The sequence below is a fragment of the Arthrobacter sp. MDT2-34-1 genome (assembly GCF_059091365.1).
In genome coordinates this window covers 1,564,032-1,583,302 of record NZ_JBNHGO010000001.1, presented here as the reverse complement: position 1 = coordinate 1,583,302, position 19,271 = coordinate 1,564,032, and the positions used below count along the sequence as shown (strand labels likewise).

General features: G+C 68.6%; 15 protein-coding genes and 1 tRNA gene. 4 read left to right on the top strand and 12 right to left on the bottom strand.

Annotated features, from left to right (window positions below; translation table 11 throughout):
* Positions 1 to 58 precede the first annotated feature (58 nt).
* The 5 genes from purM to AC5RVV_RS07325 all read right to left on the bottom strand — a co-directional run bounded on the left by purM (position 59) and on the right by AC5RVV_RS07325 (position 4,648).
* On the bottom strand, positions 59 to 1,174 hold the full coding sequence (purM, locus tag AC5RVV_RS07345; RefSeq protein WP_494000677.1) for a phosphoribosylformylglycinamidine cyclo-ligase: 1,116 nt from the start codon (positions 1,172 to 1,174) through the stop codon (positions 59 to 61).
* Positions 1,171 to 2,724 carry an amidophosphoribosyltransferase gene (gene purF, locus AC5RVV_RS07340; protein ID WP_494000676.1) on the bottom strand — a complete coding sequence of 518 codons (1,554 nt, stop codon included), beginning with the start codon at positions 2,722 to 2,724 and terminating at the stop codon, positions 1,171 to 1,173. The genes purM and purF overlap by 4 nt, the downstream gene beginning before the upstream one ends.
* Before the next feature lie 72 nt (positions 2,725 to 2,796).
* Complete coding sequence (locus tag AC5RVV_RS07335) at positions 2,797 to 3,249, bottom strand: hypothetical protein (RefSeq protein ID WP_494000675.1); 453 nt, start codon at positions 3,247 to 3,249, stop codon at positions 2,797 to 2,799.
* A 10-nt stretch (positions 3,250 to 3,259) separates the two neighbouring features.
* The gene (locus AC5RVV_RS07330; protein WP_494000674.1) at positions 3,260 to 3,622 is read right to left on the bottom strand and encodes a sterol carrier family protein; all 363 of its coding nucleotides are present in this window, start codon (positions 3,620 to 3,622) and stop codon (positions 3,260 to 3,262) included.
* A gap of 21 nt (positions 3,623 to 3,643) precedes the next feature.
* Complete coding sequence (locus AC5RVV_RS07325; RefSeq protein WP_494000673.1) at positions 3,644 to 4,648, bottom strand: asparaginase; 1,005 nt, start codon at positions 4,646 to 4,648, stop codon at positions 3,644 to 3,646.
* 67 nt (positions 4,649 to 4,715) lie between these two features.
* Between AC5RVV_RS07325 and purD the strand changes: the two genes are divergently transcribed.
* Together purD and AC5RVV_RS07315 are read left to right on the top strand one after the other, a co-directional pair.
* Positions 4,716 to 6,029, top strand: a complete 1,314-nt coding sequence (gene purD / locus AC5RVV_RS07320) for a phosphoribosylamine--glycine ligase (protein WP_494000672.1) — start codon at positions 4,716 to 4,718, stop codon at positions 6,027 to 6,029.
* Between the two features lie 11 nt (positions 6,030 to 6,040).
* Complete coding sequence (locus AC5RVV_RS07315) at positions 6,041 to 6,997, top strand: phosphoribosylaminoimidazolesuccinocarboxamide synthase (RefSeq protein ID WP_494000671.1); 957 nt, start codon at positions 6,041 to 6,043, stop codon at positions 6,995 to 6,997.
* Here the strand turns inward: AC5RVV_RS07315 and AC5RVV_RS07310 are convergent.
* From AC5RVV_RS07310 to AC5RVV_RS07290, 5 genes are all read right to left on the bottom strand, one after another.
* Entirely contained in the window at positions 6,964 to 7,683 is a 720-nt protein-coding gene (locus AC5RVV_RS07310; protein ID WP_494000670.1) for a hypothetical protein, read from the bottom strand. The two genes, AC5RVV_RS07315 and AC5RVV_RS07310, sit on opposite strands and share 34 nt — an antisense overlap.
* A gap of 85 nt (positions 7,684 to 7,768) precedes the next feature.
* Positions 7,769 to 8,926, bottom strand: a complete 1,158-nt coding sequence (locus AC5RVV_RS07305) for an FAD-dependent oxidoreductase (protein WP_494000669.1) — start codon at positions 8,924 to 8,926, stop codon at positions 7,769 to 7,771.
* A gap of 119 nt (positions 8,927 to 9,045) precedes the next feature.
* Positions 9,046 to 9,122 (bottom strand) — tRNA-Pro (locus tag AC5RVV_RS07300).
* Between the two features lie 163 nt (positions 9,123 to 9,285).
* Positions 9,286 to 11,094, bottom strand: coding sequence for an ABC transporter ATP-binding protein (locus AC5RVV_RS07295; RefSeq protein ID WP_494000668.1), 1,809 nt, complete (start codon positions 11,092 to 11,094; stop codon positions 9,286 to 9,288).
* A complete protein-coding gene (locus AC5RVV_RS07290; RefSeq protein ID WP_494000667.1) occupies positions 11,091 to 12,887 on the bottom strand; it encodes an ABC transporter ATP-binding protein in 1,797 nt (598 codons plus the stop codon). The genes AC5RVV_RS07295 and AC5RVV_RS07290 overlap by 4 nt, the downstream gene beginning before the upstream one ends.
* 161 nt (positions 12,888 to 13,048) lie before the next feature.
* Here AC5RVV_RS07290 and AC5RVV_RS07285 point away from each other — a divergent pair, with 161 nt between their 5' ends.
* Both AC5RVV_RS07285 and AC5RVV_RS07280 read left to right on the top strand, forming a co-directional pair.
* The gene (locus tag AC5RVV_RS07285) at positions 13,049 to 13,681 is read left to right on the top strand and encodes a nicotinamide mononucleotide transporter (RefSeq protein ID WP_494000666.1); all 633 of its coding nucleotides are present in this window, start codon (positions 13,049 to 13,051) and stop codon (positions 13,679 to 13,681) included.
* 141 nt (positions 13,682 to 13,822) lie between these two features.
* Complete coding sequence (locus AC5RVV_RS07280) at positions 13,823 to 15,676, top strand: HNH endonuclease signature motif containing protein (protein WP_494000665.1); 1,854 nt, start codon at positions 13,823 to 13,825, stop codon at positions 15,674 to 15,676.
* Between the two features lie 260 nt (positions 15,677 to 15,936).
* Here AC5RVV_RS07280 and AC5RVV_RS07275 read toward each other — a convergent pair whose 3' ends face one another.
* Positions 15,937 to 16,935 (bottom strand): metallophosphoesterase, encoded by a 999-nt coding sequence (locus AC5RVV_RS07275; RefSeq protein ID WP_494000664.1) that lies wholly within the window; start codon positions 16,933 to 16,935, stop codon positions 15,937 to 15,939.
* 2 nt (positions 16,936 to 16,937) lie between these two features.
* Complete coding sequence (locus AC5RVV_RS07270) at positions 16,938 to 19,247, bottom strand: transglycosylase domain-containing protein (protein ID WP_494000663.1); 2,310 nt, start codon at positions 19,245 to 19,247, stop codon at positions 16,938 to 16,940.
* Positions 19,248 to 19,271 lie beyond the last annotated feature (24 nt).

Below are 19,271 nucleotides of genomic sequence, written 5' to 3'. Positions count from 1 at the left end.
AAACCGCCCCCGCACCGTCGCGTTCGCGGTGCAGGGGCGGTCCGGTGTCCGGACGGGCCTAAGCGTAGGAGTTCACCAGGTGGACGGCACCGCCGTCGACGCCCTTGGCGCCCTGGACATAATCGATGCCGCCCAGGGACGGGTCGGCGGGACCGACCTGGCCCATCACCCACGCGGGCACGCCGCGCTCATTCAGGCGCTGCAGGGCGGCATCGGCACCGGAGCGCTCCACAATGGCAACCATGCCGACGCCGAGGTTCAGGGTCCGTTCCAGGTCGGCCTGCGGGACGTTGCCCAGTTCGCCGATGAGCTTGAAGATGGCCGGCAGCTCCCAGGTGGAACGGTCCACGGTGGCCATGAGTCCCTGCGGCAGCACGCGCGCGAGGTTCGCGGCCAGGCCGCCGCCGGTGACATGGCTGAAGCCGTGGACGCCGGCTGCTTGGTAGCGTGCCAGATCCAGGCAGTCCGCCGCGTAGACGCGGGTGGGCTCCAGGAGTTCCTCGCCCAGTGTCCTGCCGAATTCGCTGACCTGCCGGTCCAGTGCCCAGCCGGCATGGTTGATCACCCGGCGGACCAGGGAATACCCGTTGGAATGGAGGCCCGAGGAGGCCATGCCGATGACGACGTCCCCGTCCTTGACCCGCTCCGGGCCCAGCAGGTCGTCGGCCTCGACCAGGCCGGTGGCGGCGCCGGCAACGTCGTATTCGTGTTCGCCCAGCAGGCCGGGGTGCTCGGCGGTCTCCCCGCCCACCAGTGCAGTGCCGGCCACCTCGCAGGCGGCGGCGATGCCGCGCACGATGTCGGCGATCCGCTCCGGGACCACCTTGCCGCAGGCGATGTAGTCGGTCATGAACAGCGGTTCCGCCCCGACCACCACGATGTCGTCCACCACCATGCCGACCAGGTCGAAGCCGATGGTGTCGTGGATGTCCATGGCCTGGGCGATGGCGACCTTGGTGCCCACTCCGTCGGTGGAGGTGGCCAGCAGGGGCTTGCGGTACTTCAGCAGTGCCGAAACGTCGTACAGGCCGGCGAAACCGCCGACCCCGCCGATGACGTTGGCGTTGTGAGTGGCCTTGATGGCCCCCTTCATCAGCTCGACGGCCTTGTCGCCGGCCTCTACGTCGACGCCGGCGCTGGCGTAGGTGATCTGGCCCTGTTCGGGGGAGGTCATACTCGCTCTTTCTTGTCGTCGGCGGTCAGGAGCTTCTCCAGGTCCGAATCCGGCCCGGGGTCGCATGAGCCGTGTTCCTGGTCCGCCTCGCCGCGTTCCAGCAGGTTCTTGCCCAGGCGGTCGGCGGTGGGCAGTTCGATCGGGTACTCGCCCGTGAAGCACGCGGTGCACAGCCGCTCGCGGGGCTGTTCGGTCGCCTCGATCATGCCCTCTTCGGAGATGTAGCCCAGGCTGTCGGCGCCGAGCGACGCCCTGACATCTTCGACGCCGATGCCGTTCGCGATGAGCTCGGCCCGGCTGGCGAAGTCGATGCCGTAGAAGCACGGCCACTTGATGGGCGGAGACGAGATGCGCACATGCACCTCGGCCGCACCGGCTTCACGGAGCATCCGGACCAGGGCCCGCTGGGTGTTGCCGCGGACGATCGAATCGTCAATCACCACGAGCCGTTTGCCCTGCACCACCGACCGCAGCGGGTTCAGCTTCAACCGGATGCCGAGCTTGCGGATGGTCTGGCTGGGCTGGATGAAGGTCCGGCCCACGTAGGCGTTCTTGACCAGTCCCTGGCCGTAGGGGATGCCCGAGGCCTCGGCGTAGCCGATGGCGGCCGGGGTCCCGGATTCCGGCGTCGGAATCACCAGGTCGGCCTCGGCCGGGTGTTCCTTGGCCAGCTTCCGGCCCATCTCCACGCGGGCAGCGTGGATGCTGCGGCCGTTAATGGACGTGTCCGGGCGGGCCAGGTAGACGTATTCGAAGACGCAGCCGGCAGGCTTTTTCTCGGCGAAGCGCTGGGAGCGCAGGCCGTTCTGGTCGATGGCGATGAATTCGCCGGGTTCGACTTCGCGGACGAAGGATGCGCCCACGATGTCCAGCGCAGCGGTCTCGGAGGCGACCACCCAGCCGCGCTCCAGCCGGCCCAGCACCAGCGGGCGCACCCCGGCCGGGTCGCGGGCGGCGTACAGCGTGCCTTCGTCCATGAAGGTGAAGCAGAAGGCGCCGCGCAGCTTGGGCAGCAGCTCCAGCGAGCGTTCCTCGAGGGTCTGGCCCTCCTCGCCGGCCATGAGCGCGGTGACCAGCGCGGTGTCCGTGGTGTTGCCCTGGGCCAGCTCGCCGCGGTCGGGCTTGCCGAACTTCTCCAGCACCTTCTCGTACAGCTCCGCGGAGTTGGTCAGGTTGCCATTGTGGGCCAGCGCGACGGTGCCGGTGGCGGTGGCGCCCAGCGTCGGTTGCGCATTTGCCCACGTGGAGCCGCCGGTGGTGGAGTAGCGGCAATGGCCGACGGCGATGTGCCCGCTCAGCGTGTTGAGGGTGGTCTCGTCGAAGACCTGGGACACCAGGCCCATGTCCTTGTAGACATTGATGCGTTTGCCGTCGCTGGTGGCAATACCGGCGGACTCCTGTCCGCGGTGCTGCAGGGCGTACAGGCCGTAGTAGGTAAGTTTTGCTACTTCTTCGCCGGGTGCCCAGACGCCGAAAACGCCACAGGCGTCCTGGGGTCCCTTTTCGCCGGGGAGAAGTTCATGGGAGAGTTTTCCGTCACCGCGTGCCACCCGCCCATTCTCTCATGCGCCCGGCGCGCGGCCGCACCGGGGTGACGGGGATTACGGGGGCCTGCCGGCAGGTTACGCCTGGCGTTCGCCTTCGGTTCCGCCCCCGGTTTCGCGGTCCCGTTCGCGGGTGACGGCGGTGCTCCCGTCCCGATCACGGGGCGTCTCCGGGACGTCGGCGGGGCCCGGATCCGCAGCCGGGTCCGCGGACTCTTCCTGCCCGGGTTCGGCAACTGCCGTCAGGTGCTTCGCGCGTTTGACGCTGGCGCGGTCGATGAGCAGGAACAGCAACGATCCAACCAGGATGCCGGCCAAGCCGAACAGCACGGCCAGGAAGGCAAAAACGGTGCCGCGGGTGAACTCCGCGTTCTCCGGCCCGGTGTAGGCGGACACGGCGGCCAGCACGACGCCCAGCACGGCCCAGACGGCGATGAAGGGCGCATACTTCGGCGCCCGGCGAACGGTGACGTCGCGGCGCTCCGGCTCGATGGGTCTGCGGTCGCGAGCCGGTTCTTGCTCAGAAGTCATACGTTCCAGCCTACCGGGCGAAGAGCGGCAGCCTGTCCGCCAGTTCGGCCCGCAACCCGGAGGCAGCGACCCTGCCCTCGGCGACGGCGGTGTCCCACCCGAGCGCCCCCGTCACCAAGGCAAGCCAGGTGGCGGGGTCGGTTTCCACCACGTTCGGCGGTGTGCCCCGGGTGTGCTTGGGGCCTTCGATGCACTGGGCGACGCCGAACGGCGGCACCCGCACCTCCACGCTGTTGCCGGGGGCACGCTCGGCCAGTTCCTCCAACGCGTACCGCACCGCCGTGGCAGTGGTCTTTCGGTCCGTGGCCCCGCCGCGCCACGCACCCACGGCGGCGTCGCCCTCCCGAGCCGGGATCCGGCGTCGTACTCCCATCGATTCAGGTCCTTCCGGGGCTCAGTCCAGCAGCGCGATCATGGGCGGCGCCAGCCGCAGCCTGCCCACCGGCTGGCCGCCGCCGAGGACGGGCTTGACCACGTCCTCCAGCACCGGGCCCACCTTCTCCACGTCGACGGCGCCGCAGGCGGCCAGCAGTGTCAGCGCGATCAGGGAACCGGCGCGGCCGCTGCCGTCCAGGATTTTCACCGCCACCGAGACGCCATTGGGGGTGGCCATCACCATCACGCCCTCGGCGCCGGACTTGGCAAAGACCCCCAGCTGCTCCATCACCACGGTGTTTTCCTGGCCCCAGCCGTGCACCGCCCACGGGTAGTCCAGCATGGCGGTGGCGATGGTGGCGGCGCGGGCATCGGCGTTCTTGTCCGCCGGAGCCTTCGCCAGCTTCCCCACGGCCCGGGCCAGGCCGGTCAACGACAGCGCGGGCGCCGGGGCGCCGCAGCCGTCGACGGCGATGTGCTCGATCTTTTCTTCGGCGTACTCCTCGAGGACCTCCATCACGCGGCGCTGGAGGGGGTGGTTCGGTTCCAGGTAGGTCTGGGTATTCCAGCCGTTCTCCACGCAGGCCCAGAGGAAGGCGGCGTGCTTGCCGGAGCAGTTGAAGGACAGCCGCTGCTGGCCGCGTTCGGTGCGGACCAGCCAGCCGCGCGCCTGCTCGTCCTGCGGCCAGGCCGGCGGGCAGCGAAGATCGGCGTCGGTCAGGCCGGCGGCCTTGAGCATGCCCTCCACCACGTCCATGTGCTCGAGCGACCCCACATGGCTGGCGCAGGCCAGGGCCACCTGGTCGCCGCGCAGCGGGACGCCGGACTGCATGGCGGCCAGGGCCTGGAACGGCTTGAGCGTTGAGCGCGGGAAGATCGGTGCGCTGATGTCGCCGAGTTCGGTCACCACGGTGCCGTCGGCGGCCATGACCACCGCGGAGCCCAGATGGCGGGACTCGATGAAACCGTTGCGTTCGACGACGGCCAGTTCCACGGCGTCCGCGGCTTTGAATGTCTCGGGCATGGACCCAGTTTAGGGGCCGGTGCAACAACTTCGAGGCTCCGCCCCGCGACCAGTAGGCTAGTTCCTTGTGAAGGTACTTGTGATCGGCCCCGGCGGCCGCGAGCACGCAATAATCCGTTCCCTGCTGGCCGATCCCTTTGTCACCGAGGTGCATGCCGCCCCCGGCAACGCCGGGATCGCGCAGATCGTGCCCACGCACCAGGTGGATGCGGGCGACCCGGCGGCGGTGACCGAGCTGGCCCGGCGGCTGGAGTCCGACCTGGTGGTGGTGGGCCCGGAGGCCCCGCTGGCCGCCGGCGTGGCCGACCCGTTGCGCGCGGCGGGGATCCCGGTGTTCGGCCCCAGCAAGGAAGCGGCCAGGCTCGAAGGCTCCAAGGCCTTCGCCAAGCAGGTCATGGCCGCGGCGAACGTGCCCACCGCCATGGCGCACGTGGCCACCAACGCCGCCGAAGCGGCCGAGGCCCTGGATTCGTTCGGGGCCCCCTACGTGGTCAAGGACGACGGGCTGGCGGCCGGCAAGGGCGTGGTGGTGACCGAAGACCGCGACGCCGCCCTGGCACATGCCCAGGCCTGCTTCGACGCCGGCGGTTCCGTGGTCATCGAGGAATTCCTCGACGGCCCGGAAGTCTCCCTGTTTGTGATTTCCGACGGCGAACGCGCCATCCCGCTGGTGCCGGCGCAGGATTTCAAGCGGATTTTCGACGGCGACGAGGGCCCGAACACCGGCGGCATGGGCGCCTACACGCCGCTGGCCTGGCTGCCGCCCGGTTTCGTGGACGAAGTCATGGACCGCGTCGCGCTGCCGACCATCCGCGAGATGGCCCACCGCGGCACCCCGTTCGTGGGCGTGCTCTTCTGCGGGCTGGCCGTGACCGGCCGCGGCGTGCGGGTGATCGAATTCAACGCCCGCTTCGGGGACCCGGAAACCCAGGCGGTACTGGCCCGGCTGCGCACACCGCTGGGCGGGCTGCTGCTGGCGGCAGCCAAGGGGGAACTGGATGACAGTGAACAGCTGGTCTGGTCCAGGCGGTCCGCCGTCACGGTGGTGCTGGCCGCGGAGAATTACCCGGGAACTCCGCGCACCGGGGACCGGATCCGCGGCCTGAAGAAGGCCAATGCCTTGACCGACGTGCACGTGATCCACGCCGGGACCGCCCTGGACGGGAACGGCAAGGTGGTCAGCGCAGGCGGGCGGGTGCTCGCCGTCGTCGCGCTGGGTGAAGACCTGGTGGAAGCCCGCGAACGTGCCTACGAAGGCATCGACGCCATCAGCCTGGAGGGAGCGCAGTACCGCAGCGACATTGCCCTGCTGGCGGCCGAGGGCAAGATCAAGGTGCCCGCGTCCGGCACGAACTCCCGGGCCGGCGCACAGAGAGACTGAGGACGTCAACCATGGCATTTGCCCCCGAAGTACTCGAACTGCCCGGCTGGAAGCACGTCTACTCCGGCAAGGTCCGCGACCTTTACGTTCCGGCCGCTTCGCAGCAGGTGGAGACGGCCAGCGACGACATTGCCGCCGAAGGCCTGTTGGACCGGCGCAACGACACCGTGCTGGTGGTGGCGAGCGACCGGATCAGCGCCTACGACCACGTGCTGTCCAGCGAAATCCCGGACAAGGGACGGATCCTCACCCAGCTGAGCCTGTGGTGGTTCGAACAGCTCGCCCAGGGGGACAACCCGGTGGCACACCACGTGGTGTCCACGGAGGTGCCCGACGCGGTCGCCGGCCGGGCGATGGTCTGCAAGAAACTGGACATGTACCCGGTGGAATGCATCGCCCGCGGCTACCTCACCGGGTCCGGCCTCGCCGAGTACCGGCAATCCCGGACCGTCTGCGGGTTGCCGCTGCCCGCCGGCCTGGTGGACGGCTCCCGCTTGGAGCCCGCCATCTTCACCCCCTCGGCCAAGGCCGAGGTGGGCGAGCACGACGAGAACATCACCTACGACGCCGTGGTCCAGACCGTCGGCGCGGAGACCGCGGCCCGGCTGCGTGATAAGACGCTGCAGATCTACACGCGCGCCGAAGCTATCGCCCGGGAGCGGGGAATCATCCTGGCTGACACCAAGGTTGAGTTTGGCGTCGATCCCACGACGGGGGAGATCACGCTGGGCGACGAGGTGCTGACCCCCGACTCCTCGCGGTTCTGGGACGCGGACACCTACGAGCCGGGCCGGGCGCAGCCGTCGTTCGACAAGCAGTTCGTGCGCGACTGGCTGACGTCGCCCGCCTCCGGCTGGGACAAGAACTCGGACGCTGCGCCGCCGGCCCTGCCGGAGGACATCGTGCAGAAGACGAGGGCGCGTTACGTCGAAGCCTACGAACGGCTCACCGGCCGGACGTTCGCCTGATCGGCAGCGGCGCGGGGCCCGGGCCGGGTGCTCCCGGCCGCGCCCAGGGGGTCGGGCAGGGGGCCGGCCGGTAGAGGGCGGGCCGGCAGCCCTGCCTGGCCGGCAGGGGAGTCGGGAGCTGATTCCGGGAGGCGGCCGGCCGCAAGCTCGGCGGCCGCCAACCGGGCCGCGGCTTCGGCGACGGCTGCCGGATAGCCGCCGGCACCGCCGTCGTCGGCCGGACCAAGGGAACGCAGCGCGTCCGCACGTTTCAGGGCGCGGAGCATGGCAGCGGTGGCCGGGCGCGAGACGTCCGACATGTCCGGGTAATCGATGGCCAGCGCCGGATCCAGTTCATAGGCCAGCCAGCGGGACCGGAGGCCGTCATGCCGGGCCGTAGCTTCATGCCAGTCCCGGCTGTCCTGGTAGCGGATGGCGGCGGCGGCCGTACGGCTGATCCGCCAGACGGCGGGCGCGGCGCAGCCGGCAGCGAGCAGCAGCCAGAGCGGCACGGCGGACGGGAAGACGGCCGCGGCGGCGAGCACCACGGCCAGGGCGCAGCACAGCCCGGAGAAGCAGTACCAGAACGCGGTGTCCGGATCGGGGCGGCGGCGCAGGCCGCGTTCCACCGTGTAGGAGGTCAGGAAAACCACGGCAGCCAGCACGGCCGTGGCGACGGCCAGCTGCGCGAACTCTGCGAGGAACATCGGCACCCCTGCTGACGGAGTTATCTTCCATTCCAATACGGGGCGCGGGCAGAGTCAATGGTGAGGGCGAGGCGGCGCCTACGGCTCACTTGTCGACGCGGCCGACGACGTCGTCCAACTGCTTGAAGACCAGGGCCTGCGGCGCCTTGCTCATCACCGTCCGCTGGAGCTTCTGCTTCCACGGCTTCTGCTGCCGTGCCATGGCTGCCATCTTGCGCGAGCGCTCGACCACCTTGGCGGTGCGCGGGCCCCGCGCCCGTTCGTAGTTGCGCAGGGCCGTGGTGATGTTCCAGTCGGCGTTCAGCGCGCCGGCCAGCGCGACCGCGTCCTCGAGGGCCTGGCTTGCGCCTTGGCCGAGGAACGGCAGCATGGGGTGCGCGGCGTCGCCCACGAGGGTGGCGTGGCTGCCGGACCAGACGGCGGCGGGTTTCCGGTCGAACAGTTCGTGCGCCATGATGTCCTGGCTCTTGGTGGCGCCGATGACCGCCCGGACGGCCGGGTGCCAGCCCTCGAAGCGCTGCAGGGCCAGGGTGCGCCAGAGGACCTCGTCGTCCTGCGCCAGCACGTGGTTGGGCATGGTGGCGTACCAGTAAATGAGGCCGCCCGGCAGCGGGATCATGCCGAAGACCTCCCCGTTGCCCCAGGACTCGCCCCAGGGCAGCCAGCCCGGATCGAGGTCGCCGATCGGGCAGACCGCGCGCATGGCGGTGATGCCGGAGGCCCGCGGGGCGCCGTCGCCGATTAGGTCGTGGCGGACCAGCGAGCGCAGGCCGTCGGCGCCGACCACCAGGTCCGCGTGCAGGGAGCCGCCGTTGTTCAGCGTGACCGTCCCGCCGTGCTGATCGCGCCGGAACTTCACGGCCTGCAAACCCAGATGCACCGTGTTGACGTAGAGCGAGTCGTTCAGCAACGTGGTGAGGTCCGAGCGGTGGATGGAACGCAGCGGGTGGCCGTAGCGCTGCCGGAGGTCGTCGCTGCTGAACGTGGACAGCACGTTGCCGAACTGGTCGTGCGAGCTGCCGCCGACCGGGAGGGAGGCCTCTTCAAAGGCGTCCAGCACGCCGAGCCGCTGCAGGGCGCGCGTCCCGTTGGCCCAGATCGTCAACCCGGTGCCCAGCTGCTGCAGCGTTCCGGCGCGTTCGACCACGTGGACTTTCCAGCCGGTTCGTTGCAAGGCCCGCGCAGTGGCGAGCCCGCCGATTCCGGCCCCTACGATGAGCGCCGAGCGCTGCAGAGACCCCATGGGTCCATACTTCCCGCTTTTGGGCCGGGTTCACAACTTTCGTCCGGTACAAACCGGTTCCGGGAGCGGAAAAGCAAGAACTCCCGCCGCTCCGAAGAGCAGCGGGAGTTCCCGGTGATTGGTCGGGGTGACAGGATTTGAACCTGCGACCTCGTCGTCCCGAACGACGCGCGCTACCAAGCTGCGCCACACCCCGATACCGTCGCCCCCGCCGTCGTCGTGACGGCCGCGAAAGCAACTGTTCAAGGATAGCGGAGACAGCCCCCAAAGGAGAAATCGGCGAGGGCCCGGGCAGGCCTCGGTCAGACGGACGCGGCCCGGCTAGGCCTCGGTCAGACCAGCGAGCGGCCAGGCCCCGGTCAGACCAGCGAGTCCTTCCACGCGGCGTGCAGTTGGGCGAAGCGGCCGTCGCCGGCGATCAGTTCCGCCGGCGGCCCATCCTCGACCACCCGGCCCTCGTGGATGACCAGCACCCGGTCGGCGATCTCGACGGTGGAAAGCCGGTGCGCGATGATCAGCGCCGTGCGGTTGCCCAGCAGCGTCTGCAGGCCCTCCTGGACGTGGCGCTCGCTGGGAATGTCCAGCGACGCGGTGGCTTCGTCCAGGATCAGCACCGCCGGGTCGGCCAGGAACGCGCGCGCGAAGGAGATGAGCTGCCGCTGGCCGGCCGAGACGCGGCCGCCGCGCTTGTTCACGTCGGTGTCGTAGCCCTCGGGCAGAGACAGGATGAACTCGTGGGCGCCGACGGCGCGGGCGGCGTCCTCGATCTGCGCTCGGCTGGCCTCCGGGTTGCCCAGGGCGATGTTCTCCGCGACGCTGCCGCTGAACAGGAACGCTTCCTGCGTGACCATCACGACGGCGCGGCGCAGGTCTTCGTTGGACAGCTGCCGCAGCTCGATCCCGTCCAGGGTGAGCGACCCGGAGGTCAGGTCATAGAAGCGGGCGATCAGTTTGGCCACGGTGGACTTGCCGGCCCCGGTTTGCCCGACGACGGCGACGGTCTGGCCGGCGGGAATGTCCAGGTTCAATCTGGGCAGGACCACCCGCCCGTCGCCGTAGCCGAAGACGGCATCGCTGAACCGGATTGCCCCGCGGGCGTCCTTGAGCGGGACCGGGCGGTCCGGGGGGACGATGGTTGGTTCTTCTTCCAGCAGCCCGGAGACCTTCTCCAGCGCGGAGGCCGCGGACTGGAAGGAGCTGTAGAACATGGCGATCTGTTCTGTGGGGCGGAAGACCTGTTTGGTGGCCAGCAGCACTGCGACCAGGGTGCCGATGGCAAGATCGCCGTCAAGCACCCGGAAGCCGCCGATCAACAGCACCACGGCCACGGTCAGGTTGCCGACGCCGTTCAGCACCGGCTGGAGCACGCCGAAGTACTTGATGTTCCGCAGGGTCGCGCCGCGGTAGTCGGCGGCCAGCTTGTTGTAGCGTTCGGAGTTGTCGTGCTCGCGGCGGAAGGCCTTGACGGCCCGGATGCCGGTCATGGTTTCCACAAAGTGCACGATCAGCCGGGCCGACACCACCCGGGAGGCGCGGTTGGCCAGCTCGGAGCCCTTTTGGTACCACCGGGTGACGAAGGCGATGGGTATGGCGGCGACCAGGATGATCAGCCCGCTCTTCCAGTCCAGTCCGGCGATGCTGATGGCGGTGAAGAGCATGAACATCACGCCGGAGGTCAGCTGAGTGACGCCGTTGTCCAGCAGTTCCCGCAGCGCCTCCAGGTCCGACGTCTGCCGGGAGATGATCCGGCCGGAGGTGTAAGTTTCGTGAAACTCCAGGCTCAACCGTTGGGTGTGCCGGAAGACTCGGACCCGCAGGGCCAGCAGCATGGCCTGGCTGAGCCGGGCGGTGACGTAGATGTAGGCCGCCAGCAGGGATCCGCCGGCAATCGCGACGGCGGCGTAGGCGGCGCCGACCAGCACCAGGGGCATAGTGTCGCCGCCGGTGAAGGCCGGCAGCGCATTGTTGATGCCGAAGGCCACCAGTACCGGACCGGCGGCTCGGGCGGCGTTGCTCGCCACCACCAGCACGATGGAGAGCGCGAACAGCCGCTTGTGCGGAGACACCAGTTCGCCCAGCAGCCGCAGGGAGCGCCGCCTGACGGCTCTGCGGTCGGTTTGGTCCAGGTTGATGTTGTCTTCGCCGGCGACTCCGGTCATGGAACTCATCGGGCTTCCTTTGCATCCAGGACGTCTTCGACGGTGGGCTCGGCCGCCAGCGAGGCGATCACGTACCGGTAGTGTGTGCTGCTGCGCAGCAGCTCCGAGTGGCTGCCGACCGCAGTAATCCGTCCGTCCTGCAGCAGCGCCACCCGGTCGGCCAGCGCCACGGTGGAGGGCCGGTGGGCCACGATCACGGTGGTGGTGCCGCGCAGTTCTTCCCGCAGCCGCTGCGTTACCGCTTCTTCGGTCCGCACGTCCAGGGCCGAGAGCGGGTCGTCCAGCACCAGCACGGCCGGCTGCGCGGCGATGGCCCTGGCCAGCGCGATCCGCTGCCGCTGCCCGCCGGACAGGCTCAGTCCTTCCTCGCCGATCCGCGTGTCCACGCCCTGCGGCAGGTCATAGGCGAACCCGGCCTGCGCCACTTCGAGCGCCCGCGAGAGGAGGATGTCTGGATCTTCCCCGCGCGGGCGGGCACCGAGCAGCACGTTGTCCCGGACCGAGGTGGAGAACAGCGTGGAGTCCTCGAAGGCCACCGACACGCGGGCGCGCAGCTCGGCCAGCGGGAGATGACGGATATCCGTACCGTCCAGAAACACGGCGCCGGAGGTGACGTCGTACAGCCGGGGAATCAGCTGCAGCAGGGTGCTCTTGCCCGAGCCGGTGACCCCTACCAGCGCCAGGGTTTCACCCGCGCGCACGTGCAGGTCCACGCCGTCGAGAACCGGGGCCGCGTCCGCGGCGGCGTCGGGATAGCGGAAGACTACGTTGGACAGGCGCAGTTCCCCGCGCACGGGGCCGGCCGGTGCGGGAACGTCCGGGTCGATGATGGTGTTCTTCGTATCCATCACGTCGAAGTGCCGGTCCAGGGCGGTCTTTGCCGTCAGCGTCATGCCCATCAGGGAACCGATCGCTTCCACCGGACCGGCCACCACGGCGGCGGTGGCAAAGAAGGCGACCAGGTCGCCCACGGTCATGTGCGCGCCGGAGACCTGCATGATGCCGATGACCAACGCGGCGCCCAGCACCAGATCGGGCAGTGACACGACGGTGGCGAGGAACTTGGACAGCGTGCGGGCCTTGGCCAGTTCGGTCTGGCGCAGTTCTTCGGCCTGGCCGTGGAAGTTCTCCAGCGCGTACTTGCCGCGGCCGAAGGCCTTGAGCACCCGGATCCCGTGCACCGATTCCTCCACGGTGGTGGCGAGGTCGCCCGCCTGGTCCTGGCTCAGCCGAGAGGAAGCGCCGAACGCGGTACGGAAGCGGAACCCCTGCCAGACGAGTGGCACGGCGGCGGCCAGGAAGATCAGTCCCAGCAACTGGTTCAGCGCGAACATCAGCGCCAGCCCCGCGACCACAGTCACCAAGGAGACCACCAGCATGAGCGACCCGAACGCCAGCCAACGCCGGATCAGGCCCAGGTCGGCCATGGAGCGGGAGAGCAGCTGGCCCGAGCCCCAGCGGTCATGGAAGGCGGCCGGCAGATGCTGCACGTGCCGGTAGAAGCTGGTGCGCATGCCCATCTCCACGTCCGTGGCGGGCGCGATCGCGAACACGCGCCGCAGGTACACCAGGCCTGCCTCGGCCACGCCCAGGACCGCAATGACGACGGCGGGGCCCCAAACTTCCGAGGGGCGGCCGCCGGTATGGATGGTGTCTACCAGGCCGCGCAAGACCTGGGGAATGGCCAGTGCCACCAGGCTGGCGCCGAGGGCGCTGAAGAATCCCAGGATCAGCCGGGGGAGGATGGGCCGGACATAGTGTTTGAGCCGGGCGATCGAGCGCCAAAGGGATAACTCAGTCATGTGGTCGATTCGTTGCAGTGGTTCGGAGGGCTTCGTGTACTGCAGCAACTATCCTAGCGACCGCGTTGAGGCGCGGGTCACTGTTGGCCCGGCCCGAGCCGACGCGTTGGGAAACCGATGCTTGCTAGGCTGTGCGGAACCATTCACCAACGGGGGCGGGCATGGATCTGACGGACGTCGCGAACGGCTTCGGGGTGTTCCTGTGGATGTCAATGCTCTTTCCGCTGCTGCGGGTGGCCGGCGTCCTGCTCTTGGTGCTGCGGAAACCGGCCGGCTGGCTGGTGCTGCTGGCGGAACCGGTCCTGTCCATGGTGTTGATGGGCGTGGCTGGCGCATTTAGCCTGGCCGTCCTGGTGTTGCCTGCGGTGGCCGCCTACGGATGGTGGCGGTGGCGCCGACGGTCGAGGACCGGCGGGGTTCTTGTCCATCCGGTCCAGCGGCCCGACTGGCTGGCCGCGGCCGGGCTGATCGTGCTCGTCCTGCTGTTCTTCGGCATCGACGTGCTGCCCATGATGCTGATGCACATGGCGGACCCATGGGCCATTGTTGAAGCGGCGGTCGTTAGCCTCCTGACTCCGCTGCTGTACCTCGGTCTGGCGCGCGGTGTCATCGAAGCCTGGTGGATCGGCGTCGCCCTCTCGCTGATGGGGCTGACCAGACTGGCAGCGAACGCAAACCCGCAGGTCCTCTTTGCACTGGACTCCATCGTGTTCACCGTCCTGCTGGGAATTTTGAGTCTGTACGGCTGGTCCAAATGGCGCGAGGCGCACGCGGAGACGGCCGCTTCGACGTAGCATCGCGGCGCCGTCCTTCGGCTTGGCGCCGTGCTTCGCCCCAGCATTGTGCTTCGGCTTGGACCGCGGCCCTCGGGCACTACTCCTACACACTGGGCCCTTTTGATGGCTATCGAATCTGTGTACGAATAAAATTGTGGTATGGCTCTTGCACCGTTGGAACGCACCGGGGAGATGGAAGCATCTCTGGACCAGGCGTGTGTCCTGCTGCAGGATGTTGCCGACCGTTTTCCCGCCGAGTCGGGGTCCCTGTCTACCCGGGACCTGGCCAACACGGTGGCGGCGGTCGAGGGTGTTTCGAAGCTCGTGGAGTTCCTGCAGGCCGTCGGCGCGCACGCGGTGGAGCGGGCGGACATCGCCGCCAACGGGGAACATGCAACGGTGTCAGGACTCGGAGCAAGCGCCGGGGCCGGCGCAGAGCCCGGTGCCGCCACGTCGGGCACCGCGGGGGCGGGGGAGTGGGCGGACCCGGCGGCGGCGATCAGCACCGGCGGCGTGGACGCAGCGGCCCCGGAGGGGTCCGGGTCCAAGCGGGTGCGGCGCCGCCGCAAGACGGAGTTCGCGAACACGGCGGAGTATCTGCGCTCCCGGTTGGGAATCGGGATTGTCGAGGCGCGGCGCCGGCTGCGGGTCGGCAAGGCGATCACAGCGCCGGTGCGGCTGGACGGGGAACCGGGTGTTCCGGCACTGCCGGTCTTGGCCGAGGCCATGGCCGGCGGGAAGGTCAGCGGCCCGGCCGCTGCCGTGGTGGTTGATTCCCTGGACCGGGCCCGCCACGCCGGCACTCCGGAGGCGTTGCAGGCGATGGAAGCGTCGCTGGTCCGGCAGGCCGCGGACGCCGACGCGGACACCCTGGTGATGGTGGCCAGGACATGGGAAACGGCGGTCGACCAGGACGGTGCCGAACCGTCCCAAGAGGAACTGCGGGCCCGGCAGGGCATGTTCTACCGGGGCCGGCGCCGCGGCCTGCACCAGTTCGTCATCAACACCACCGACGCCCAGTACGAAGCCCTCGCCACCGTGATAAACAGCGCCGCGAACCCGCGGATCCGCCCCGACGCCATCGAAACCGCCGCCACCGGCAGCACCCCTACGGACACAGGTGAAGCAGACGCAACCGGCAACGCCAACACCGCAAAGGCGGGTCCGGCCGGTTCTGGGGAGTCCCGCACCGAAAGTGACGGAACCACGGTCGCCGGCACGGCCAGCAGCGGCGGTAACCACGATGTTCCCGGCACCGGTCCCAGCGCCGGTGCCACGGAGGCAGGCAGGGGCGGAGCCGGTGCCGCTGAGGGTGACCGCGGCTACATAACCGGCGCGAGGGGCGAACTGTCCTCCGGGGCCGAAGCCAGCAGCGATAGTTCCGCCGGTGTGGATCCGACCGTGGTGGAGGCGATGGATGACGCCACCCGGGCGCAGAAACTGCTCGCGGGACTGGTCGGGGCCTGCCGGATCGCGCTGAACACCGGCAGGCTTCCGGACTCGGGCGGGCACCGCACCCAAGTGATCGTCACCACCGGATACGACCAGCTGGCCGGGCTGCTCTCCGGCGGCGGCAACGCGGTCTTCACCGGCCCCGTCTCGGCCACCACGGTGCGCCGGATGGCCTGCGACGCCGAGATCATCCCGGCGGTCCTGGGATCCGAGGGCGAGGTCCTGGACTTGGGCCGGTCGCAACGGTTCTTCAACCGCGCCATCCGCCGGGCACTGGTCGCCCGGGACAAGGGCTGCGCCTTCCCGGGGTGCAGCATGCCCGCGTTCTGGACCGAAGCGCACCACATCATCCCGTGGTGGGCCGGCGGCCGCACCGACGTCAACAACGGGGTGTGCCTCTGCCTGCTCCACCACGACCTGATCGAGCAAGGCAACTGGGAGATCAACGTCGTCCACGGCATCCCCTGGTTCACCCCGCCGGACTACATCGACCCGCGCCGCAAACCGCTGCGCAACTCCTACTGGCAAACCCACATCCCACCCCAACCACTCCAAGCCTGACCTAGCGATTCGGCGCGGGCGGGCGCGCAGGGCGCAGCTGAGGAAGTCTTAGCGGGCGGGTGCGCAGGGCACCGGTGGGGAAGTCTTAGCGGGCGGGCGCGCAGGTGACATCTGAGGAAGTCTTAGCGGGCGGGCGCGCAGGTGACATCTGAGGAAGTCTCAGCGGGCGGACGCGCAGGCACATCTAAAGATGCATTGCGGGTTGCACAGAAGAAGGCGAGAGCTGGTGTGAGACCAGATGGACAAGCGTGCTTCTGTGCTCAGCTGAGCCCGGGGCCGGGCCCGGTGGGGCGGCCTTCGGCAGGGACTTCGCCGGCCGGATTAGCCGGTGTCAGTGTCAGCAACACAGCCTCCGGGCGGCAGGCGAAGCGCACCGGAGCCAGACGCGACGTTCCCAACCCGGCCGACACGTTCAACGGGACGCTACGCCCCTCGTGCTCCCAGTACGTCAGCCCCCGGGCGCGCCACGTGGGCAGATCGCAGTTGCTGGTCAAGGCCCCGTAGCCGGGTAAGCGGACCTGGCCACCATGGGTATGCCCGGCCAGCATCAGGTCGGCGTCGTCGGCAGTGAACCGGTCCAGCACCCGCTGGTACGGGGCGTGGGCCACCGCGATCCGCAGGAATGCGGCCTCATCGGCGGATGTCGAACCGTTGGGGAAACCCGAATAACGGTCGCGCTGCAGGTGCGGATCGTCAACCCCCGTGAAGTCCAGCCGAACCCGGTCCACCACCACGGACTGGTGCCGGTTGGTCAAGTCGATCCAGCCCGCGGTGCCGAAAGCCGCATGCATCTCGCGCCACGGCAGTTCACGCTCCGCGTAGTCCTTGGGCTGAGAGGAGGGGCCGGTGAGGTAGGAGAACGGGTTCTTCATCACTGGGGAGTAGTAATCGTTGGAGCCCGGGACGAACACGCCCGGAACGTCCATGAGCGGTGCCAGCGAGTCCAGCAGGGGCTGCACGGCCTGGTGATGGCTGAGGTTATCGCCGGTGTTGACCACCAGGTCCGGTTCCAGCGACGCCAGCTGCCGCAGCCACCTCTGCTTCAGCGTCTGCCCGGGAGTCATGTGGATGTCGGACAGGTGCAGGATCTTCAGGGGGCCTCGTCCGGCGGGCAGGATGGGCAGCGTTTCTTCGCGGACCTTGAAGAGGTTCCGCTCGATAACGGAGCCGTAGACGAGCGCGGCCCCGCCCGCAGCCGTGGCCCCCAGGGCCAGCGTGCCTGCGGTCCGGAGCCGTGCCCGCAACAAGTCAGTGTCCACGGTTAGTCGTTGCCTCCTCCGCCGTTGCCTCCGCCGTTTCCGTTACCCCCGCCGTTGCCGTTGCCTCCGCCGTTTCCGTTGCCGGAATCGCCGGAATCGCCGGAGTCACCGGAACCGCCGGAGTCACCGGAGCCGCCGCCCGAATCCCCGTCGTCGCTGCTGTTGCTGGAATTCGAGTTGTTGTTCGACTCGGCGGGTGCCGGAGTCTGGACCGGTCGGGGCGGATACATCATGCTGCTCGGCGCGGAGCCGAACTCGCCCGTCTTGTACAGGCCGGCGACCTTCTCCATGTAATCGGTCCACTGCCCGCCGGCAATGGTCGCACCGTCCACGTAGTCGCGCGTAACGCCGTTGATGGGGATGTTGTTGATCGATTTGTAGGCATGAGGGTTGCCCACCCAGGAAGCAGTGGAGATGCCCTTGGTGTAACCCACCGTCCAGGTGTACTCAGACTTGTCGGTCGTGCCGGTCTTGACAGCGGCGGGAACGCCAATCGGATGGATTCCTCCCAGCTGCAGGTTGACCAGGTTCTCCAGCGGGACGCTGACGGCAGCAGCTACTTCCTCCGAGATCGCCCGTTCGCAGGACTTCTTCGGCACCTCGTACTCGTTGCCCTGGGCATCCGTCACGGAGGTCAGCGCGATCGGCTTGCAGTACACGCCGCCGCTGGCGAACGCCGCGAACGAAGCCGCCATCGTCATCGGGGACACGTTGGTCGTGCCGATGATGAAGGACGGGTGCTCAATGCTGATCGGTTCCTTGTCCGTCGCCGTCCGGACGCCGAGGCGCGTTGCCGCATCCCGGATGTCGCAGAGGTCCAGCTGCGCGGCCATGGCTGCGGTAGCGGAGTTGATCGACCACGTCAGGCCCTGGCTGGCGGTCATGGTCCGCTCGAAACCTGGCAGCGCATTCTGGAAGTCCCACTCACTGAACCACGCGTCCGGGGGCAGGCAGCTCGCGTTCCAGTTGTACTGCGCCGGGTACTCCGTCCGGCGCGCGTCGACCGACGCGTTGAGCGCCTTGCCCGCTTCGAGCCAGGCGACCATGGTGTAGGGCTTCATCGTGGAGCCGGGCTGCCAGCCGTTGCCGCCGCCCATATCGGCGTCGACGTTGTAGTTCAGCTCCGTATTGGCCGCGCCGTCTTCGGGGCTGTAGTTGGTGTTCTGGGCCATCATCAGGATGTTGCCGGTGCCCGGTTCAATCGAGACCATGGACGAGCCGACGCCGGACTCGTCGCCCACCGGGACTTCCTGCTCGATCTGCTTCTGGCCTTCCTTCTGGAGGCGGGAGTCGAGCGTCGTCTTGATGGTGAGGCCGCCACGGGCCAAAAGCTTCGCCCGTTCGGTGGAGTCCGCACCGAACGCGTCGGACTGCATGATGGCGTGCTGCACGTAGCTGCAGAAGTAGTCGGCGAAGTTTGCCGCGACACAGCCGGACCGTACCGGCTTGAGATTCAAGCCCAGGTCGCTGGCAACGGCTTCGTCGTACTCCGCCTGGGTAATCTTGCCCGCGTTGCGCATGGCGGCCAGGACCGTATTGCGGCGCTCCAGCGTGGCTTCCGGGTTGTTCACCGGATTGAAGTAGTTGGGCGACTGCACCATGCCGGCCAGCATGGCCGACTGCTGGATGTTCAGCTTGGACGCCGGAACGCCGAAAAAGGTCTTCGCAGCGGCTTCAATGCCGTAGACCTGGCCGCTAAACAACACGATGTTCAGGTAGCCCTGCAGAATTTCTTCCTTGCTGAATTCCTTTTCGACGGCGATGGCCAGCTTCGCCTCGCGCAGCTTGTCGCCGATGTCCTTGGTGCCGCTGATGGTCAGCTCTTCGGCCCCCTTGCCCGCGGAAGCGCCGGCGTCGATCAGCACGTTGTTCACATACTGCATGGTCAGCGTCGACGCGCCCTGCAGGTCCCCGCCGGCCATGTTCGTCACCGCGGCGCGCATGATGCCTTGGGGGTCCACACCGTTATGTTCGTAGAAACGAACGTCCTCGATGGAGATGATGGCGTCCTGCATGTGCTGGGAGACCTTGTCCAGGGTCACCGGGACGCGGTTTTCGGCGTAGAACGTGGCAATCAGCTTGCCGTCGGCGGAGAGGATCCGCGACGGCTGGGACAGCGGCTGCGTCTGCAGTTCGTCCGGCAATTGGTCGAAGTATTCGATCGATGAGGTTGCCCCGACACCGGCCACGGCTGCGGCCGGAACCAGCAGACCGGCTGCGAGCACGCCGCAGAGCGCACTGATACCCAGGAAGCCAACAACTTTGCCTAGGGTGGTCGCAGTGTCGAAGAAGGGGGATTTGCGAGCGGCCATGGGGTTCAGTTTACAAGCAAGCGC

Bases quoted from the DNA above. Each gene is read 5' to 3' on its own strand.
- AC5RVV_RS07295 (WP_494000668.1), bottom strand. From the start codon at position 11,094: ATGAGTTCCATGACCGGAGTCGCCGGCGAAGACAACATCAACCTGGAC.
- AC5RVV_RS07325 (WP_494000673.1), bottom strand. From the start codon at position 4,648: ATGCCCGAGACATTCAAAGCCGCGGACGCCGTGGAACTGGCCGTCGTC.
- AC5RVV_RS07335 (WP_494000675.1), bottom strand. From the start codon at position 3,249: ATGACTTCTGAGCAAGAACCGGCTCGCGACCGCAGACCCATCGAGCCG.
- purM (WP_494000677.1), bottom strand. From the start codon at position 1,174: ATGACCTCCCCCGAACAGGGCCAGATCACCTACGCCAGCGCCGGCGTC.
- AC5RVV_RS07280 (WP_494000665.1), top strand. From the start codon at position 13,823: ATGGCTCTTGCACCGTTGGAACGCACCGGGGAGATGGAAGCATCTCTG.
- AC5RVV_RS07330 (WP_494000674.1), bottom strand. From the start codon at position 3,622: ATGGGAGTACGACGCCGGATCCCGGCTCGGGAGGGCGACGCCGCCGTG.
- AC5RVV_RS07310 (WP_494000670.1), bottom strand. From the start codon at position 7,683: ATGTTCCTCGCAGAGTTCGCGCAGCTGGCCGTCGCCACGGCCGTGCTG.
- AC5RVV_RS07270 (WP_494000663.1), bottom strand. From the start codon at position 19,247: ATGGCCGCTCGCAAATCCCCCTTCTTCGACACTGCGACCACCCTAGGC.
- AC5RVV_RS07285 (WP_494000666.1), top strand. From the start codon at position 13,049: ATGGATCTGACGGACGTCGCGAACGGCTTCGGGGTGTTCCTGTGGATG.
- AC5RVV_RS07290 (WP_494000667.1), bottom strand. From the start codon at position 12,887: ATGACTGAGTTATCCCTTTGGCGCTCGATCGCCCGGCTCAAACACTAT.
- AC5RVV_RS07315 (WP_494000671.1), top strand. From the start codon at position 6,041: ATGGCATTTGCCCCCGAAGTACTCGAACTGCCCGGCTGGAAGCACGTC.
- AC5RVV_RS07305 (WP_494000669.1), bottom strand. From the start codon at position 8,926: ATGGGGTCTCTGCAGCGCTCGGCGCTCATCGTAGGGGCCGGAATCGGC.